The following is an 18,902-nucleotide window of genomic DNA, read 5'->3' as shown; positions in this document are numbered from 1 at the left end:
GTCTGTCATTTAATGTAAGGATCGCGAATTTAATAACTTACAATTTTAATTGTTATTGTGGGATGGGCGTCCCGCCCGTCCCACAATCTTGTGGAAGTTATTTAATTCTCATTCCTAATCTGATATTAAACATGATACAATAAAGAGTTAGCCTTTTGAGGCTCCAGACGTTGCGCTGCTAAAATTAGTAGTGAATATTACAGTTGCTATTATACAAACTCTGTCAACATACGTCTGCTGTAGCGTCTACCACATTTTAACTGAATTATGACTGACTCAATTCGCTTCCTCATGTGTGCTCCCGACCACTACGATGTGGATTACGTGATTAATCCGTGGATGGAGGGAAATGTCCACAAATCATCGCGCGATCGCGCCGTCGAACAGTGGGAAAAACTTTACCACGTCCTCAAAGACAACGCCGTGGTAGACCTCGTACCGCCCGAAAAAGGCTGGCCGGATATGGTGTTCACCGCCAACGCAGGCTTACTTTTAGGCAATACCTTCGTCCTCAGCCGTTTCTATCACAAAGAACGCCAAGGCGAAGAACCCTATTTCAAAGCATGGTTTGAAAGCAAAGGTTTCACCGTGCACGAACTCCCGAAAGACTTGCCGTTTGAGGGCGCTGGCGATGCTTTACTCGATCGCGAAGGACGCTGGTTGTGGGCCGGATACGGCTTCCGTTCCGAGCTCGACTCGCACCCGTTACTAGCAAAATGGCTCAACATTGAAGTGCTTTCGCTGCGTTTAGTTGACGAACGTTTCTATCACCTAGACACCTGTTTTTGTCCTTTAACAGGCGGCTATTTGCTCTACTATCCAGCAGCATTTGACTCGTATTCCAACCGCTTAATCGAAATGCGGGTACCACCAGAAAAACGCATTGCCATTGAAGAAGCAGATGCCGCTAACTTTGCCTGCAATGCGGTCAATATTGACAAAGTTGTGGTAATGAACAAGGTTAGCGAAGCCTTAAAATCGCGCATTACTCAGGCCGGTTTTCAAGTAATTGAAACGCCGATGAGCGAATTTCTGAAAGCGGGCGGCGCCTGTAAGTGTTTGACGCTGCGGGTAACGGAACCGGTGCAAGAAGATCGATCGGCAAACGTGATGGTAGAAAGCCGCACAATTCGCATGGAAGGTCACTTGCTCGATGCAGGTTTAATCAGCCGCGCTTTAGACTTAATTGTCGATCTCGGTGGCAGTTTCCAAGTGCTCAATTTCAATCTAGGAGAGCAGCGGCAAAGCACATCATCTGCCGACGTTAAAGTTTCGGCTCCTTCCCACGATGTGATGGAAGAAATGATGGGAATGCTGATTGACTTGGGTGCAGTACCGCCACCACAAGAGATTTGCGACGCTATTTTAGAACCGGTAGTGCAAGATGGCGTTGGCCCGGACGACTTTTATGTTAGTACGATTTATCCCACGGAAGTGCGGGTAAATGGTCAGTGGGTGAAAGCGCAAAATCAGCGGATGGATGGTGCTGTTGCTATTACTGAAACCGCTGATGGCCCAGTGGCTAAATGCAAATTATTGCGCGACTTAAAAGTAGGAGAAAAAGTCGTTGTTGATGTGGTCGGCATCCGCACCATCCGCAAAACAGAATCGCGGGAACAGCGCAATTCTCAAGAATTCAGCTTTATGTCGGGCAGCGTTTCTAGCGAGCGCCGCGTAGAATTGGTGGTGGAACAAGTAGCGTGGGAATTGCGCCAAATTCGCGATCGCGGTGGCAAAGTTGTAGTTACGGCGGGGCCTGTTGTTATCCACACCGGCGGTGGCGAACATTTAGCACATTTGATTCGCGAAGGTTACGTACAAGCGTTGTTGGGCGGAAATGCGATCGCGGTTCACGACATGGAACAATCGAATATGGGAACCTCTTTAGGGGTTGACATGAAACGCGGTATTGCTGTGCGCGGCGGACATCGGCACCACTTGAAAATAATTAACAGTGTGCGGCGTTACGGGAGTATTGCAAAAGCTGTTGAAGCAGGCTTGGTTACTAACGGTGTGATGTACGAGTGTGTGAAGAACAATATACCGTTTTCTCTTGCCGGTTCGATCCGCGATGACGGCCCACTTCCCGACACGCAAATGGATTTAGTTAAGGCTCAAGAAGAATATACTGAGCTGTTACGAGGTGCGGATATGGTGTTAATGCTGTCGTCTATGCTGCACTCAATTGGTGTGGGAAATATGACGCCGGCTGGTGTGAAGATGGTGTGTGTGGACATTAATCCGGCGGTGGTGACGAAATTGAGCGATCGGGGTTCGATCGAGTCTATTGGAGTTGTTACGGATGTGGGATTGTTCCTCAGTTTGTTGGTGAATCAATTGGATAAATTGACCAGCCGTCATCATGTAGCTCAATCTGTGTAAATAATGTAGCTCCTAGGGTGTGTTTTGAAACCCGGAGATCCCCCCTAGCCCCCCTTAATAAGGGGGGGACTGGAAGCACTCAAAGTCAACCCCTACTCCCCTTTTTAAGGGGGATTTAGGGGGATCGAGACTAGGCTACAAACCTAATTTAGACGTGGTTTTAGCCTGGTTGTTGACACCACTGGCAAGCAAGGCCCACTTTCGGAAATTTTTATAAATCTTGAGGGCAAAATCAGAAGTAGTAACCGGGAACTTTGAAACACTAACTAGCATTGCTCGTTATATTTTTTTCAAAGGTTAAAATTCCCAGTCATCGCTGCTGTATCCGCTGAAGTTCTTGCTGAACGTTTTTGAGGCGAGACATCATGTACTCAAAGCTTTCTCTATCTCCTTGAGCATTATAAAGGTTGGCTGCTGTTTGCCAGTCGGCAACTGTTGCTCTAATATCTTTTAAGTTAAGACGAACAGTACCCCGAATGCGGTAAGCATCAGCATAATTAGGTCGAATGCGGATGGCATTATTGCAGTCTCCAAGTGCAGCAGGATAGTCCCCGATCAGAAGTCGTGACAAACATCGGCTTTGGTGTGCTTCAGCAAAATTAGGATTTATTTTGATAGCTTGGGTGTAGGCTTCAATTGCTCCTTTATAGTCTTTGTTATTAAAAAAGTCGTCACCCCTTGTATAGAAGTCTGTGGAACTCGCTTGAGATATAATAACTACGGGAGCATGGCTAGACGCAGCATTAGGGGTTATACCTATTGTGAGTGGAATTACCACGATGGAAATAGCTTGGTATAGAAAATTCATGATTAAATTGATGGGTGTATGTAAGTATATTGAGCGCATTTTTAAGCTTTTTATCCTTTCGGGTCGGGCGATTTATGAAATAAAGAGGATAGATTTTAATTCCCCTTAGTCGCTAGAGTCCCAATCCTCAATTTTAACTTCCAGTCCACCCATAAAACTTACTCCTAACCAACTTTTAAGAATCGATTCGTTGATACCAACTGATTGACCAGGCTGTAACGTTTGATTAATTCTCACCAGATGCGTGTAGAGAATTGTATTGCCTTTACCGATCTGAATATTTGGGGTACCAATCTTAATGGGTCTACTGCTGCGGTTCGTGATTTTACCTTCAATGAGAGCCCAATTTTCTATTCCTTTTTTTAAGTCTGACGATACTCTTAAGTTAGCAATTAAGGGGTTCTGATTTCGTTCTATTGCCTTTATAGCATCGTCTATCCGTCCTCTCTCACATAGTGGCTCAAGGGATATGTGGTTGCCCGTTTTGGGATCTGTCCAGAAACAGCCCGGATACTCTTGAGCGATCGCACCGCTGTAACCCAAAGGCAAAAACGGAATTACGACAGCAGAAAGGGAAGTCGCCACACGCAGAAGTTTAAGTCTGGCCATAACACTTGGTTCCTTGAGCTTTTCTAGTGTATTGAGTGCTCAGCCTACAGCTTTTTTCTTAGAACCGATCAGCGTCAGCGCTTTGAGAATTCTCTCGAATAGCCTTTTGCTTACAGCTACCGCTTTATGTCAAGCTCATCTTTATCACTCCTCCACATACTATAGCGATCGCCCCTAAGCTGAAAAGCGGGAAAAGACGGATCTTTCTAACCTTTGAGTTATAAGTCGGAAAAAGACGGATCGAGGCGGTTAAAGTCGGATATAATAATCGAAGTTTCTCACAGCCTTGATAATGGATATTCGCGAGGTACTCGAATTTGTAGATCAAGTTGTCTACGATAAGACAGGTAAACGCCTCAATGATTTACAGCGTGGAATTATCGAGGGAACTCTGAATCGACAAAAGTATGCTGAGATTGCCGATAGTTATCGTCTTTCGGAAGGTCACGTTAAGGATAGAGGTTACGAGCTTTTGCAAATGTTATCAGATGTGTTTGATGAACCCGTGGATAAACACAATCTTAAATCGGTCTTAGAACGGAAAGGAAATCTCAATATTAGTTTTGGGGATAACAACATTATGGGTTATATCAATATTTGCTCCGATCGCCCCACTCCTACCCCAAATAAAAGCCAGCCTGCGACTCCTGACTTTCAGCGAGACCAGTATCAAGCCAAGATTGAAATGGTTGGTAAGTTACGCCAATTCGGCTTGAAAGACGAGCAAATAGCAGAGTTGCTGGGGCTAACTTTGGAGGAAGTTAAGCAGGTAGATTCGGAGGAATAAAAGTACGGTGCGCCTCGCCCCCCTTATATCATGTCCGGTCGATTACCCAAAATCAGGTAGGGGCGGGTAAACCTGCCAATATCGGCCAATAATTGACAATCTCAAAAACCCGCCCGACCGGGATATTATGGTCAATCGATCGGACATGATATTACAGGCCCAGCAATGTAGCGCGTTACTGGCGTGGTTGATATTGATATTGCAATAAAAAGCCTCAGACCCGCAAGTCTGAGGACCGGAGTTCCTGAAAATCGTCACTTCTTACTATTGTCGCCAACCAACACCACAACATACAAGAGGGGTGCAACCCAGCACGGCAGCTTGTGGCAGACAGAAATTGCTTCGTGACTCGGAAGGCGAAAGCAATTTTTAATTCAACACTTCACGAAAGCAAAACAATTCTTCTCGCCATTTTCAGATCGGGTTAATAATTTTGCTTTAAGATGGGAGTCTGTCCTCGATCGCAATATAAGGAGCACCGTGAGTCCCCGTATATATTTGAGTAGGGCGGTAAATGCGGTTTGCTTCTAGCTGTTCCTTCCAGTGGGCCAACCAGCCGGCAACGCGGGCGATCGCAAAAACTGGTGTAAATAAGTCCAGCGGAATTCCCATTTTTCGGTAAACCAAACCAGAATAGAAATCTACATTTGCATAAATTCCTTTCTGGCCCAATTTCTCTTCAACCACTTCTTCCAACTTGACAGCAATGTCGTAATAATCGTCGCGGCCGAAGTTCTCAAACAACTGTTCCGCTAATCTCTGAAGAATAGTTGCTCTCGGATCTTTCACCTTGTAAACTCGGTGACCGAAACCCATGATTTTGTCCTTATTTGCAACGCTTTTCTCCACAAAAGCCCGCACGTTTTCTACCGAACCAATTTGCTGCAACATATCAATCACTTCTTCATTAGCTCCCCCGTGCAGCGGCCCCGCCAAAGTGCCAACTGCTGAAGCAATCACTCCGTAAGGGTCTGTCAGTGTCGAAGCTGTTACCATTGCCGAAAATGTAGAGGCATTAATTGTATGTTCAGCGTGGAGAGTCAGACAAGTGTCAAAAATGCTAGCTAACAGCGGATCGGGTTCTTGCTCGTTGAGCATATAAAGAAAGTTAGCCGAGTAGTTCAAGTCATCCCTCGGCCGCACCGGATCGTTTCCCCGTCGCATTTGCTGGAACGCTGCTACCATTGTGGGAATCTTCGCTAGCAGCCGCACTACAGCTTCTCGAATGTATGCTGGGTTAGCCAGAGCTCTGCGGGAGTAGAACAAGCCCAGGGCGGCCGCTGAAGCTTGCAGGGCGTCCATTGGATGTCCTCTTTCTGGAAAGCATTTCATCATGTCCCGGATGCGATATTTGATCCGGCGGTGATAGCGAATTTCATGCTCGAAAGCTTCTAGTTCTTCCTTTGTCGGAAGTACCCCCCAGATTAATAAATATGAAGTTTCGAGAAAGGAACTTTTGAGTGCCAGTTCCTCGATGCTAATCCCGCGATATTCCAGCAACCCTTTTTGTCCATCGACGTAGCTAATGCTGGACAAGGTGGCGGGAACACCTTCTAAACCTGGTTTGAATTCGCCGACGACCATTGCGATACCGTTTTGTGTGAGTTCAATCTACTAAAAGTACATTACCAGAAAGCAAGATAGTGTCGCAGTCTTGACAAATAATCATTTAATTGGGCTTGGGAAACCGGGTTTTTTAACAGACAGCCCGATCGCACCGCTGCCTATTGTCGCCCCTTTTTCCCGGTTTCGCCGTCCCAGAATGCGGTTTTAAGAGGGCTGGCGTCTCCTGTTAATGTCGGGGGGGTTCGCTGTTTCTAGCGCAGCAAAAACTTGGGCGCAGTTAGCCAAAACATTTGGCTGCGGCCCACTGGGGAGCCTGTCTCCGGGAGGATTAAGCCGATGATACCGGCTTTTTTGAGAATCAGGGCATCTTGCGATCGAGCCCAAAGCAAAGTTTCTGCCCAGTGGCCTAAGTCTGGTTGGTGGCCCACCAGGGCCAAGCTGCCGCTACCTATGTCCTGCCACTGTTTGTACCACTCCAGCCAGTTCCCGATGTCTCCTGAAGGTGCGAGGGTGGCGGATTCTTCTATTTGGGAACTCAAACCGACTGTTTGCAGGATTTGGGCGGTTTGCTGGGCGCGCAGTAGGGGACTGGTGAGAATCAAGTCAAACTGAATTTCGAGATCGTACAGCCGTTGAGCAATTTTCCTGGTTTTACGATCGCCCTCTTTAGTCAGCGGGCGTTCAGAGTCTGTATCATATTCTTCGGGTGCGGCGGCGATACCGTGCCGGATCAGATAAATAACCATATATCAATACTTCCAGGCATTTTATTATCCCGTTTTTCTAGGAGCGGTCTAGGAGATACCTACCTTTTGCCTATTCTACAACTGGATTGAAATCTGGCGCCGTCATCTGGTTTGCGCTTGTGCAGCGATCGCGCCCTTGTCGTTTCGCATCATATAATGCTCGATCGGCGAGGGCAATAAGTTCATCCGGTGATGTTTCCGCAGTGGGAATCACAGTCGCAATTCCCGTGCTCACAGTCACGATCGGGCTGACATCAGATTGCTCGTGAGGGATTGCCAAATCTCGGATTGCCTGACGCATCGACTCAGCAACCGCGATCGCCCCTGCAGCATCCGTACTCGGCAGGATAGCAGCAAATTCTTCGCCCCCATAGCGCACAAACAAATCGGTAGAACGTTTAACTGCGGCGGCGGAGGCTTTCGCGACTTTCACCAAACAAGTATCCCCAGCTTGATGTCCGTAGCAATCATTATATCGCTTGAAATAATCTACATCCAACATAATCAACGAAAGCTGTTGTTTCCCCTGCATCAGTCGGTGCCATTCCAACTGCAATCGCTCATCAAAACAGCGGCGGTTTGCTACTTGTGTTAACCCATCTGTCGTAGCAATTAATCTTTCTTGTTCCGCCCGGTGTCTGAGCATCTCAAGAGCCTGCTTGCGTTCTGTAATATCAGCAAAAGTTGTTACTACCCCATAGGGTTGAGACTGATTGAGATGGAACAGCGGTTGCGAATTAATCGAAATCCAAGTCAGCGTTTTATCCGATTTGTGAATGCCCATCACCACATTTGATACGGGTTTTCCCGTCCGTAGGGTAATCATTGCCGGATCCTGTTGGCAGGGGAAGGGGGAGCCATCTTCCTGAACGGTTCGCAAGTCTAAATCTACGGATGTACGCCCCATCAGTTGTTCGGGGGTCAGTCCGAGAATCCTTCCGGCACTAGCATTACAGGTAGTAATTTGTCCGTCTGCTAGCTGAAGTACGACGCCTTCAGTCATGCTTGTAATCACAGAACGATACCGTTCCTCGCTCTCCTGCAATTGACTCAGGAGAACGTTTTTAGCATCAAACTCTGAAGCCAGATGCAGGCTACCCGCCAAAAACCCCGCCATCAGTTGTAATGTATGAATATCTGACTCTGTAAAGGCACAGGGTGTAGCTGAAACAACTTTTAAGACGCCAATCCGATCGTCCTGATAGAACAAGGGAACAACCACCAGTGACCGGATACCAATGCGCTGACAGGCAGACTGCTCCACCCGTGTATCGGTTTCTGAATCATCGCAAAGCATGATTTTGCCGGTCGCAATACATTTTCCCGATAAACTTGTCCCTACTTTCATCCGTAATCCCACATAGGCGCTGGCGATACCGCTCGCTGCCCGATACACCAACTCATCCCCTTCCAGCATTTCAATCACGGCCCCATCGGCACCGAGCGATTTTTGAGTTCGATCGGTAATCACCGCCATCACTGCATCCAGGTTAGGATTGCGGATGGCGATTTCCTGTTGGGTGGCAATCACCACAGCCAGACGCTGGAACTCTTGCTGTAATGATTCTTCTGCTTGCTTGCGATCGGTGATATCCTTCATAAAGCAGTGATGCCCGCTCGCTCGCTCCTGCGAGTCGTAGGCCGCCAACATCACCCATTGCTTGTAAAAAATCGAACCATCTTTCCTGATACCACGGGCCTCAACCTCCACGCGGCCCTCGGCTAGCATTTTTTGATAAGCCGCCATCATTCTGTCGCAGTCGTCGGGATGAACTGTTTTCTGCCAATTCATACCAACCATTTCTTCAGGTTGATAACCCGCTATATTGGCGTAGGCTTGATTAACGGTAATGTAGCGTCCGAAAATATCCAGCCGCGAAATGCCTTCGACGGCATTAGCAAGAGCTGTACTCATTTCTCGAAGCTCTGTTTCCGCCTTGACAAGATCCGTAATGTCTTGGGATGTACCAAACAACCGAATGACTTTTCCCTCTGCATTGAGTTGAACCTGTCCTCGGGCTTCGGTATGGCGGATAGAACCATTCGGGCGCACGATTCTGAGCCGCAATAGATAAGGCTCTCCGCGAGTGAGCGCTCGTTGAACTACCCGGTGTAGCTGTTTGGCACTTTCGGGATGGTAAAGCCGCAGGTTTTCTTCATAAGTAGGTTCGCCCAGGGCCCGGTCGCGTCCCACAATCTCGAAGAGTTCGGGAGACCAGGTAATTTTACCCGTAATTACGTCAAATTCCCAGCTACCGATGCGGGCAACGCGCTGGGCTTCTGACAACCGGGTTTCACTCTTTTGCAGGGCTGTTTCTGTCTGCTGGCGGTCGGTAATGTCCTTTTCGTTCACGAGCAACATCGGGTTGCCTGTTACCGGGTCGTTGGTACACCGCACGTCCATCCCGTGCCAGCGAATTCCCGCCAGAGTAATCACTTGAGCCTCCGTGCTAAATACCTCACCGGACTTAAGAACTGCCATTGCTCGCTCTGCTACCTGAGAGTCAACAAAGCGACTCACAAAAGCATTATCTGTCGCAGAGTGAGGTGGCTGCATATCTCCGTAACAGCGCAAGGCCGCCGGGTTTTGCAGCAGCGGCACACCTTCGAGGGTGTACAGCGAAACCATCAGCGTGGTGTGTCGGATTGCCTCGATCGATCGCAGGGTTTCCGGCTCGATTTGAGGAGCGGTTTCGACCGTACCCTCGACCAGGATTGCCAAACGCCCGCTATCAATCCTGATGCCAGAGCACCGACAGCCGACAGAAACAGGCTCACCGGCCGGGTAAAACGTCCACTGCTCGGACAAGGTTTGGCCTTGCTCAAACTGCTGCTGATAGCTCTGCAAGCGAATCCGAGTAGACTCTGACAACATATCCCTAAAGTTGTGGCTCGCCAGTTGCTGCCGCGTCGAAGCATCCCACAGGTACAAGGAGGCTTGGTTGGCCCACCGGATTTGCCAATGCTCAATATCAAATATCCAGATCGGGTTTTGCAACAAGTCAAAGGCTTTGAGGTGGACAATTTCCCCGCTCAGGGAAGAGGCAAACTCTGGTTGTAGACAATTTTGACGATCGACTCTGGGCGCGCTTTCTGTATTTGGATCGGTTTGATTTGGTTCTGTTTCGAGTTCCGGCGGTTGATTTGGCCCGATCGCCGGGCCGTGAGATTCCAAGTGCCGCATCCTCAACCCGATGTGCATTGCAACCTGTTGCAGGATCTCAATGTCGATAGGTTCCCACTGACGCGGACTTCGGCATTGATGAGCAATCAACAGTCCCCAAAGCTTCGGAGATTGCTGCTGTTGGCCATCTAGCAAGATTGGCGCAACTAAATTTGCCTTAACTTGGATGCGCGAGAGCAATTCGACATCACAAGCTTGAATATCACCAGCGTGAATATCAGAAATGGCACTCGTTTCCCCCTGGCTGTAACGATCTACCCAGGTAGCTTCAAGGCAAGGGTCATGAATCAGTTGTCCCTGGATTGGCAGCCACCGATCGCCAACTGATTCAGCAAATACTACCCTCTCTCTATGCGGTAGGAATCGATAAATAATCACGCGATCTGTTTGCAGCAGCACCCTGGTTTCTTGTAGCGCACATTGCAAAATTGTCTCCATATCCACGAACTCGTTGATTTTAAGTGCTATTTCTGAAACTTTTTCTATGCTTTTCTCTAACGACCAAGAGAAAGTCTTTTTTGTAGACATCTCCGTGTTCCTTGTTTGTTTAAGCTATTTTCTACTATTCTAACCCGCCACAAATAAATATAATAATTTCTTTTAACTCGTATAAATCGCTGGCTGGGCTTAGGAAAAAACCAATATTTATGTGGCTAGCCAATTTTATGCTGACTGCTACAATTGCTTTTTTGATGTCATTTAGCCAAAAGTTTAGGTTGTTTGGTATCTATTTTGCTTCTTATCAATCGTTTTTTGGCTATTATCGCCAAGCTACTGCACCAACTATAACAAATTGTGCTTGATTTAGCGAATAAATAATAAAAATTTCCAAAATCCACCCTGTATAATTGTTAAAACCTCAGAATTCTTGTGGAGTTTAGTAAACTAGAACACACTAAATTTCCCCCTCAACCTAGTTTTTCGATCGAAATACTTCCTGGTATCCCTTGATAATTGTTAAAAATGCCGGTTTCTTTAGTGTATGATTTGGGAAAATTGGTAGAAAATTTATTACTGTTAGTCCTGGAGAACTCAACCGGGTTTTTCAACCTCCTTACTTCGTTAAAATTGAACATATTGCACGATTTTAAATAAATTTTCTATGGGCGGATTCTCCTGTCCTACCCGTACTACCCACAAGAAAATTTAATTTTTACGGGACAGGCAGGAAAGCCTGTTTTTGGCAGAGGTAGACTGGGCTGGAGTTCCAACCCTGAATAAGAGTTAAAAAACCTGGTTGATGAGAGTTGGAGTGCGGGCATGACTGATTGTCAAGTTGAGATTGTGCCCGGAATGAGAAAAAAACACGGCCAAACCTGGTAGCAACCGGAGGTCGAAAAGCTCGCATTCCCAGGTTGTTGCTGGAATCAATACCGCACCTAGAAACTCCCGATTGATATCGTGTCCGGTCGATGAACCGCGATTTTTGTAGGGGCGAGTTCACCAAGAATACCTGCCAACAATCTCCAATCTCAAAAACTCGCCCCGACCGGGATATTACAGCATATTCCATGTATATGTGGTACACACAAGAAGAGAGACGCAAGCATCGGTGCGGATACACCCGTCAATCTGCAATCTTTATCAAATATGAAGGAGCGACGCACCCTACGGACTACGGACTAACACCACATAATATAGCTGACCCTATACTTCATGAACCACCGAATATGCTGTATGATTAATCGATCGGACATGATATTAATGATCGTAAACAGGATTGTCTTTAGGACTAATTAAATGCAGCAACTTTTGCTTGATCTGATCGTCGAATACTTCCCATTTTAGCCTTGCATAATCGCTCTTCTCATTCCCGCCGGAAAGAAATCCCACGGGAATTTCAAAACCTCCAGCTTGACTTCTGCCGCCACCAAAAAAGCGTCCTTGAGCATCTTGACCGAAGGCTTCTTTAATGAATTCGTCGGGGTCGAGAGTAAGTTTATTAGTTCGCAGCGAGCCAATTACTACTTCAATTTCTTCGTCTTTGTCGTGAACAATTGCGTAGACAACTGCTGTATGTACGTTCTCTTCTGTTACTAAAAAGTCCGCCGCTTGGGGAATAGAATCTCGATCGTCATAGCGGAGGTAGCCGATGCCGGCGATCGAAAAATTGTTCTGGACGGTGCGGTGTTTGAGCGATCGCTCGATCGCGTCCATCACCCACTTAGAACGAGATGACTGTAACACGGCATTCAGCAACTGCGGGTCGTAAAACCGGCTCAAATAAGCTGCCGCTAGAAAGTCCTCTTCCTGAGCTTGTCTGAGGGCGATCGTATCCGATCGCAAACCGTGCATCAAAGCTGTAGCGCACTTGATGTGCAGACTGACGCTGGCGTCGAGAGTTAGGAGTCCTGACTGTAAATACTCGGCAAAAATGGTGGCTGTAGCGCGGATTTGAGGGCGCAAATCGATAAATTCTGCGTTCATTTCCCCCTGCAAATTGTGATGGTCGATGACGGCGGCGATCGGAACTCCAGCGGCTAAAATATACTGGGTTAAGTTACAAGTCGTGCCTTGATTGTCGATGAAAGCGCAGCCCTGAAACACCGACAAATCTTTAGTTTTTACTGTTTCCAGCGTCCACCGCTGCAACGGCAACCCTGTCAATTTAACTAAGGCAATATTTTCTTGGTGGCTGAGGGCGCCGGCGTAGATAATCTCGCATAGGATATCGTATTGTTCGGCGATTAATTTGTAAGTCCAAGCGCTCGAAAGTGCGTCGGGATCTGGAAAATCTTGCAGTAAGATTAACTGGCGAGTGCCTTTGTGCCGATCGAACATTTGGCGCAATTGCTCGACTTTGCGATCGTGCAATTCCTCGCGGAGACGGCCGCGATTCTCTTCGGAAGCAACTTCGGCTTTGCTGCGCCGTTTCCCAGGCGCACTAACTTCGGCTACAACCTCGCTGCTGGCCTCAAGTTCACCTTCGCGGTTGCCGGATGTTTCATCGGAATTGTTAGGGGAATGGTCTTTCATCGTTGAAAATTAACAATTTAACTATTTCAGAATTTGCACGACATTCGATCTTAAACCCGGTTTCTTTGTAGATGCCTGTTTGTCAAAGCCCATACTTTTTAGGAGAAACCTGATTTAAGATGGTAAATTCTCTGTTTACTTTTTTAATTCATGCAGAGAGTGCGTGTTGCCAGGAACGAAGCAATCTCAGAACTAATAACTCCCGCAAAAAACCCCCGCGCTTGCGCTGACAGGGGTTTTAAAGGCCTATTACATATTTTTGCCATTCTTTGTGCATACCGCTCTTAACGTGTTTAGTCACTTCAAAATAAAGACCGCTGTGAGGTTTCCTAGGCGGATAGCGCAGCGACATTCCCGCTTCTTTCGGCGTGCGGCTGCCTTTATTGACATTGCAGCGCACGCAAGCGGTGACGAGGTTTTCCCAACTGTCCCCTCCCCCGCGCGATCGGGGAATGACATGATCGAGGGTTAAATCGTCCCCCGTATAACTACAGTATTGACAAGAGTGTGCGTCCCGGTGCAAGATGTTCCGGCGGGTTAGCGGAATATCCTTATAGGGAACTCGGACGTAATGCCGCAGCCGGATCACAGTTGGTAGCGGGAAGTTTGGCGCAATAAATTTCCCGTTGTGTTCTACCTGTTCTGCTTTACCTTTCAGCAACAAAACTACCGCCCTTCGCCAATTGGTGATGTTAAGGGGTTCGTAGGAGGCGTTCAGCACCAGAACATTGCCCATTGTTGATTATTAAAGAGAATATTTTTCCCGATGGTAACACAGGTTCCCATTTAGGTGGGGCGGGATCGGGAAGAGCGAGGCGATCGCAAAAAACGCTGAAAAACCACTCCTTTACGCTATACCTTTGCGCCTGCGCCCCCTAGGGCTGCATCTATTTTCTGCCTTTGGTGTTTGTCAGCGAGCTTTTTTCCCGGAGTTTTGGCTTAGATGAGGCCAGTGTGTGCGATCGCAAAAATTTGCCGAATAAATTTTATTTTTTTCTCTAAATGCCTAATCTTCCCGGCAACAAACAGTTTAACTTTTTAGACTATTAGTAACCTTAAATGAAAAAGCTTATTACTGCTCATGAAATTTCGGCTCTTAAAGTCAGTTTTTAGCGCGTCAATTATTGCCCTTGCTGCTCCGATTTTAGCAAACAGTCCAGCCTTTGCCCAAGCGCCTTCATTCTTCTGCGGCGCTGCTGGCGGCCGCCCCGCTACAATTGCTGTCCAACAAGGCAAAAATATTCCCGTTATTTTGTGGCTAGCTGATAACTATTTCAATGAATCAGGAGAAGATGCGATTACTCGGTGTACCAGAGTCTCAGGAATTCTCAACAACTCGCAACCGCAAGGAAGCTGGGAGAATATTGTCACCGCAGGTGCATCAAGCAACGGTCAACTAATTATTTGTGCAGCTAATCCTCAAGACGGTTCCTGTAGATTATTATATCAAGTACCCAAAGGTCAAAATCCCGAACAAGCCCGACAAGAACTCTTAAAAAGAGTTACAAATCCTAATGTAAGTGTTTCGCCTGTTAAAGTAAATTGATAGTCATAACTCCTTAGCTACTGGTAAGACATGGCAATGCTGTGTCCTACCCGTAGCTAAAGTGATGTATGCACCCTACTTGCAGAGAGTTGAAACTCTGGTAAAATACTTCGGTTGAGTGGTGAAAAAATTGCAGCTTTGCTTCAGCAATTCTTCTAACCCTTCAACTTGCCTCAGCCAGACAGTGCCGTTGCTTCCAGCTACTGCAATTTGCTTTCCGTCTCGACTCCAACTGACACTAACAACATTCTCCTCGAACTCAAATTGAGCAACCTGCCGCCCCGCTAAATTCCACAGCCGTACAGTCTTGTCAATTCCCACTGTAGCCAGCCGTTCTCCGTCGGGACTAAAACTAATTGATTTCGCATCAAAATGCAAGGTTTGAAATTCCTTAACTAATTCTTTTTCTGACAGATTCCACAGCCCCACTTTGCCATTCAATGTTACTGTAGCAAAGCGATACTGGTGTTGAGCAGGAGTGAAACTGAGCCCAATTGCCTGAACAGGCAGTGTTTTTTTCAGCTTGCCCGACAAATTCCAAAGTCGCACTGTAGATTTGCCATCTAAAGTCGTTAGGAAATCGCCCTTTGGGCTAAAATTTACGCTTCTCACTAAGCCGTTGTGACCTGGGAGTTTCTGGCTAGGCGATACTAATTGTGGCTGTTTTGACAATTGCCAAATTGCAGCATAGCTGTCTATCCCTGCCGCCGCTAATAACTTTCCTTCGGGGCTAAAACTGATGCTGGTAACAGAGCCTTTAATTCCTTTAAAAGTAGCAATATTTTTACCTGATAAATTCCAGATTTTAACTGTGCTGTTCCTTCCGGCGGTCGCTAAAAATTTACCATTCGGGCTAAAATTTACCATATTAACTGACTCTTGCAAAGCTTTCCATTCAGCAATTTTTTGCCCGGAAAAGTTCCATATCCGAACTTTATCGTCTATTCCTGCGGTTGCTAAAATCTCCCTGTTTGGGCTAAAATTGACGCTGGTAACGGCACTTTTATGAGCTTGCAACGTTATCTTTCTTGGCGGACTTAATGAGGCTTGAATCTGCTGTGTTTCGCTAATTTTATCGAGAATTATTTGTAAGGCTAACAGCGGTCTGGTTGCCGGGTATTGTTCTAGCTTAGGTTTGTTTTTAACCAAGGTTTTTAATTTTTTTCCAGAGGCGATCGCCCTCAGTAAAGCTTCTGATAAAGCTTCGGTGTTTTCGGTTTTTTGAGATACCGCCAACAGTAAAGCATCGCTGCCATTTTGTTCGATTTCAATACTTGCTTGTGCTAGTTTAAACCGCTGGTAAGCGAGAGTTGAAAAGCCGATCGCCGCCAGTAACGATGCTGCCAGTACCGCAGAACCGATGCCGATCCACTGTTTGGCTTTGTGTTTGGCAGAGTCAGCTTCAATCCAAGCTTTTTCGGCATCACCTACAGCTTTTTTGGTTTCGAGTGTAGCTAAATGCAGCAGTTGATTTTGGTCGCTCAAAATCACTTTCTGGCTGGCAGTCAAAAACTGAAAATCTTCGTTTCTCAAACTTTTTCCTGCCGCCCAAACTAATGCTGACTGCAAATCATCCCCTCGCAACAGTTGGGAATCATCTTCACAGCTAGAATTTAGCCAGACTTTGATGGCTTCCGAGTAAGGCGAAAGTTTTTCTAATTTTTCTTGAATTAACTCTTGGTTAAATACAGCTTGATAAATAGGATTAGAAATTGTTAATTTTTCTCCCCGCTTAACTATTAATCCGCTTAATCGCAATTCCATTTGTTCGGCACTGCCATCGGGGACAATTTCAGCTTGTTCTAAAATTTGCTGATACAACCCGAGTCTCCTCACAATCCGCTGGTTTTCTTTGAAAAGCCGATCGCGAATTGTGGACAAATGTTCTGGGACATCCTGAGATTCCCAATTCTCCACGATTTTTAAGCGCACTACTTTCTCCACCCACTCTTGGGGATTTTGGATTAATTCGGCATTTTCAAAGAGAAGTTTGCACAGCTTTTGAGTCAAAAAAGGCTGCCCACCTGTCCAATACAATACTTCTCTCAAAACTTCGTGAGAGCTGTCTGTAAGCTCTGCCAACCCCGCTGCTAGCGGTTGAGCTTCTGTTTCGTCAAAACCAGTTAATTCGATCGCCTTGCCAATATTAAAAGGCGTGTTGCCGCTGGCATTTTGCTCGCGGCACAAATCCGTCGGCGATGCTACACCTAAAAGGGCCCAAGTTAGGCGATCGAACTCTGAATTGTTGGCGCGCTTGTTGTAGCACGATCGAATTAAGGCTAAAAAATCGTCTGCGGGAAAATCTAGGGCGAGAATGCTGTCGATTTCGTCAATAAAAATGACAATATTGCTGGAAATGTTGGGTAACAGTACGGTTTCAATGAATTCGCTCAATCTTTGAACCGGGGTTAAAAAATTGCGATTGCGCCACCAAGTCCGCACGTTGACAATATCCGACAGGTTAAAGTTATTTTCGAGAATGCGTAGCAGACCAGCATACCACTGTTCGGGAGTGACGCCGCGGTTGCCAATTTCCGAAATGTCGATCGCAGCACAAGCAATTCCTTCATTTCTCAGCCGCTGAATTGTCCGCACCTGCAAACTAGATTTGCCCATTTGCCGGGAATTCAAAACATAGCAGAATTCCCCGGCTTTTAATCCGTTATAAAGGTCGTCGTCGGCTTGTCGCTTCACATAATTCGGAGCGTTATTTGTCAAACTCCCACCGACTTGATAGTAACTGGGATTTGTGGTAAAATTCATATAATTTATTCGGCGGTTGAAACCGCTACTACACACACAAAATCCGCATTGGCGGACTGAAGAAGTGAGGCGGTATTAAAGCATAATTCTGTATGATAAATTGTAGCACAATACAGCATGAAAACTGATTGGATTGGATATCATCAAGACAAAGACAAGTTAAGAACAGAAATTTGGTCTTTGCTGAAGCAGCAAGCCGCATCTGTTGGCGATCCGTTTGGTCATATTCCCAACTTTGTCGGGGCCCAGTTGGCGGCGGAAAAATTGGCAACTTTACAAATATGGCAACAAGCAAAAACGATTAAGTGCAATCCAGATTCGCCCCAAATTCCGGTGCGGATGCGAGCTTTGCAGGAAGGAAAACGCCTGTATATGGCAGTACCGCGATTGACAGACGATCGCTGTTTTGTTGAGTTAAATGCTGAAGATTTGCTGCGGCAAAATATATCAATTGCCGAAAGTGCGATCGCCCGCAAAGCTCTAGATTGCGGAAAATTGGTAAGTTTTGCAGAAATGGAGCCGATAGATTTAGTAATAGTCGGCTGCGTAGCCGCCAGCCCCAACGGTGGAAGAACCGGGAAAGGTGCAGGTTTTGCAGATTTGGAATTGGCTATGTTGCAGGAATTCGGGTTAGTAGAAATCGATACGCCGATTGTGACAACAGTGCATCCTTTGCAAATAGTCGAAGATTCGCGTTTACCAATGCAAGCTCACGATTGGGCGCTGAATTGGATTGTTACTGCCCAGGAGGTAATTGAAACTAATACAAGTTATCCGCGTCCAATTGGGTTAAAGTGGGATAGTTTGCGATCGGAACAGTTGGAACAAATTCCAATTTTGCGGAAGTTGCAAGAGCAATTAACCAATAACAAATAGCTTTCAATCAAAATCAAGGCAAAAGAGAATCTACAGCGATCGCCCCAATTTCTATCCCTTCAATAATAATCGGTACAACAGCCGATCGCCCGAACTCCAACCTTTGACTGTAATCTGGCTGCTCAACTTCAGCAATAGGTTGAGAGTACACCTCAACCAGTCCTTCAACAAGATTCACAATCCAATAAATCGCAATTCCAGCGCGGGCATAAATCTGTTTTTTGACAGTGCGATCGCGCTGAAGCGTCGTATCTGATACTTCAATAATCAGGGCAATATCTTCAGCACCAGGATGGCGATCGAGATACTGTCTTGTATCCCCTCGAACAACCACTATATCAGGTTCTGGTTCGCTGTTAGATAGCGTTATCGGTTCTTGAGAATCGACATACCAACCAGGGGGTAAAATATTCTCTAAAGCTGTTCTGACAAGACGAGTTGTGACTCGATGCGGTGGATTTTTGGGCATTTTGAAAACCAGCCAACCTTCCAGCAATTCTACAGAGTCATCATCGGTGAGAATGCCAGCTTGAATTATCGCATGATACTGCTCGATGCTCAAGCGCAAAATCAGATCGTTCGGAATTGCTGCAACAGTTTCGACGGGCGGCATAACTGTAGGGGGGAGTTGATTATTGTCTTATTTTACTGTTTATTTA

At 46.5% G+C, this 18,902-nt stretch carries 13 protein-coding genes; 4 read left to right on the top strand and 9 right to left on the bottom strand.

What is annotated here, in order from left to right:
- Positions 1–267 precede the first annotated feature (267 nt).
- Positions 268–2,382, top strand: a complete 2,115-nt coding sequence (gene argZ, locus QUA50_RS12725; protein WP_333261118.1) for a bifunctional arginine dihydrolase/ornithine cyclodeaminase — start codon at positions 268–270, stop codon at positions 2,380–2,382.
- A gap of 310 nt (positions 2,383–2,692) precedes the next feature.
- Here argZ and QUA50_RS12720 read toward each other — a convergent pair whose 3' ends face one another.
- Together QUA50_RS12720 and QUA50_RS12715 are read right to left on the bottom strand one after the other, a co-directional pair.
- Entirely contained in the window at positions 2,693–3,190 is a 498-nt protein-coding gene (locus QUA50_RS12720; RefSeq protein ID WP_333261116.1) for a tetratricopeptide repeat protein, read from the bottom strand.
- A 105-nt stretch (positions 3,191–3,295) separates the two neighbouring features.
- Positions 3,296–3,799 carry a hypothetical protein gene (locus QUA50_RS12715; protein ID WP_333261113.1) on the bottom strand — a complete coding sequence of 168 codons (504 nt, stop codon included), beginning with the start codon at positions 3,797–3,799 and terminating at the stop codon, positions 3,296–3,298.
- 292 nt (positions 3,800–4,091) lie between these two features.
- Between QUA50_RS12715 and QUA50_RS12710 the strand changes: the two genes are divergently transcribed.
- Positions 4,092–4,586: a hypothetical protein gene (locus tag QUA50_RS12710; RefSeq protein ID WP_333261111.1), complete on the top strand. Its 495-nt coding sequence runs from the start codon at positions 4,092–4,094 to the stop codon at positions 4,584–4,586.
- A gap of 438 nt (positions 4,587–5,024) precedes the next feature.
- Here the strand turns inward: QUA50_RS12710 and QUA50_RS12705 are convergent, their stop codons facing one another.
- From QUA50_RS12705 to QUA50_RS12685, 5 genes are all read right to left on the bottom strand, one after another.
- The gene (locus tag QUA50_RS12705; RefSeq protein ID WP_333261108.1) at positions 5,025–6,170 is read right to left on the bottom strand and encodes a citrate synthase; all 1,146 of its coding nucleotides are present in this window, start codon (positions 6,168–6,170) and stop codon (positions 5,025–5,027) included.
- 233 nt (positions 6,171–6,403) lie between these two features.
- Complete coding sequence (gene sixA, locus QUA50_RS12700; protein WP_333261105.1) at positions 6,404–6,898, bottom strand: phosphohistidine phosphatase SixA; 495 nt, start codon at positions 6,896–6,898, stop codon at positions 6,404–6,406.
- A gap of 70 nt (positions 6,899–6,968) precedes the next feature.
- Positions 6,969–10,610 (bottom strand): diguanylate cyclase domain-containing protein, encoded by a 3,642-nt coding sequence (locus QUA50_RS12695; RefSeq protein ID WP_333261103.1) that lies wholly within the window; start codon positions 10,608–10,610, stop codon positions 6,969–6,971.
- 1,173 nt (positions 10,611–11,783) lie between these two features.
- Entirely contained in the window at positions 11,784–13,058 is a 1,275-nt protein-coding gene (locus QUA50_RS12690; RefSeq protein WP_333261100.1) for a bifunctional oligoribonuclease/PAP phosphatase NrnA, read from the bottom strand.
- A gap of 238 nt (positions 13,059–13,296) precedes the next feature.
- Positions 13,297–13,794, bottom strand: a complete 498-nt coding sequence (locus QUA50_RS12685; protein ID WP_006633674.1) for an HNH endonuclease — start codon at positions 13,792–13,794, stop codon at positions 13,297–13,299.
- Positions 13,795–14,139: 345 nt separating this feature from the next.
- Here QUA50_RS12685 and QUA50_RS12680 point away from each other — a divergent pair, with 345 nt between their 5' ends.
- A complete protein-coding gene (locus tag QUA50_RS12680) occupies positions 14,140–14,604 on the top strand; it encodes a COP23 domain-containing protein (protein ID WP_333261097.1) in 465 nt (154 codons plus the stop codon).
- Positions 14,605–14,679: 75 nt separating this feature from the next.
- Here QUA50_RS12680 and QUA50_RS12675 read toward each other — a convergent pair whose 3' ends face one another.
- The gene (locus tag QUA50_RS12675) at positions 14,680–17,367 is read right to left on the bottom strand and encodes an AAA-like domain-containing protein (protein WP_333261093.1); all 2,688 of its coding nucleotides are present in this window, start codon (positions 17,365–17,367) and stop codon (positions 14,680–14,682) included.
- A gap of 117 nt (positions 17,368–17,484) precedes the next feature.
- On the opposite strand from QUA50_RS12675, the gene QUA50_RS12670 reads away from it, so the two are divergent.
- Positions 17,485–18,243 carry a 5-formyltetrahydrofolate cyclo-ligase gene (locus tag QUA50_RS12670; protein ID WP_333261090.1) on the top strand — a complete coding sequence of 253 codons (759 nt, stop codon included), beginning with the start codon at positions 17,485–17,487 and terminating at the stop codon, positions 18,241–18,243.
- Between the two features lie 13 nt (positions 18,244–18,256).
- Here QUA50_RS12670 and QUA50_RS12665 read toward each other — a convergent pair whose 3' ends face one another.
- Complete coding sequence (locus QUA50_RS12665; RefSeq protein WP_333261087.1) at positions 18,257–18,856, bottom strand: Uma2 family endonuclease; 600 nt, start codon at positions 18,854–18,856, stop codon at positions 18,257–18,259.
- Positions 18,857–18,902 lie beyond the last annotated feature (46 nt).

It is taken from the genome of Microcoleus sp. M2_D5, assembly GCF_036701935.1.
GTDB lineage: Bacteria > Cyanobacteriota > Cyanobacteriia > Cyanobacteriales > Microcoleaceae > Microcoleus.
The sequence above is the reverse complement of the archived record's forward strand: the minus strand, read 5'-3'. Positions and strand labels throughout refer to the sequence as shown.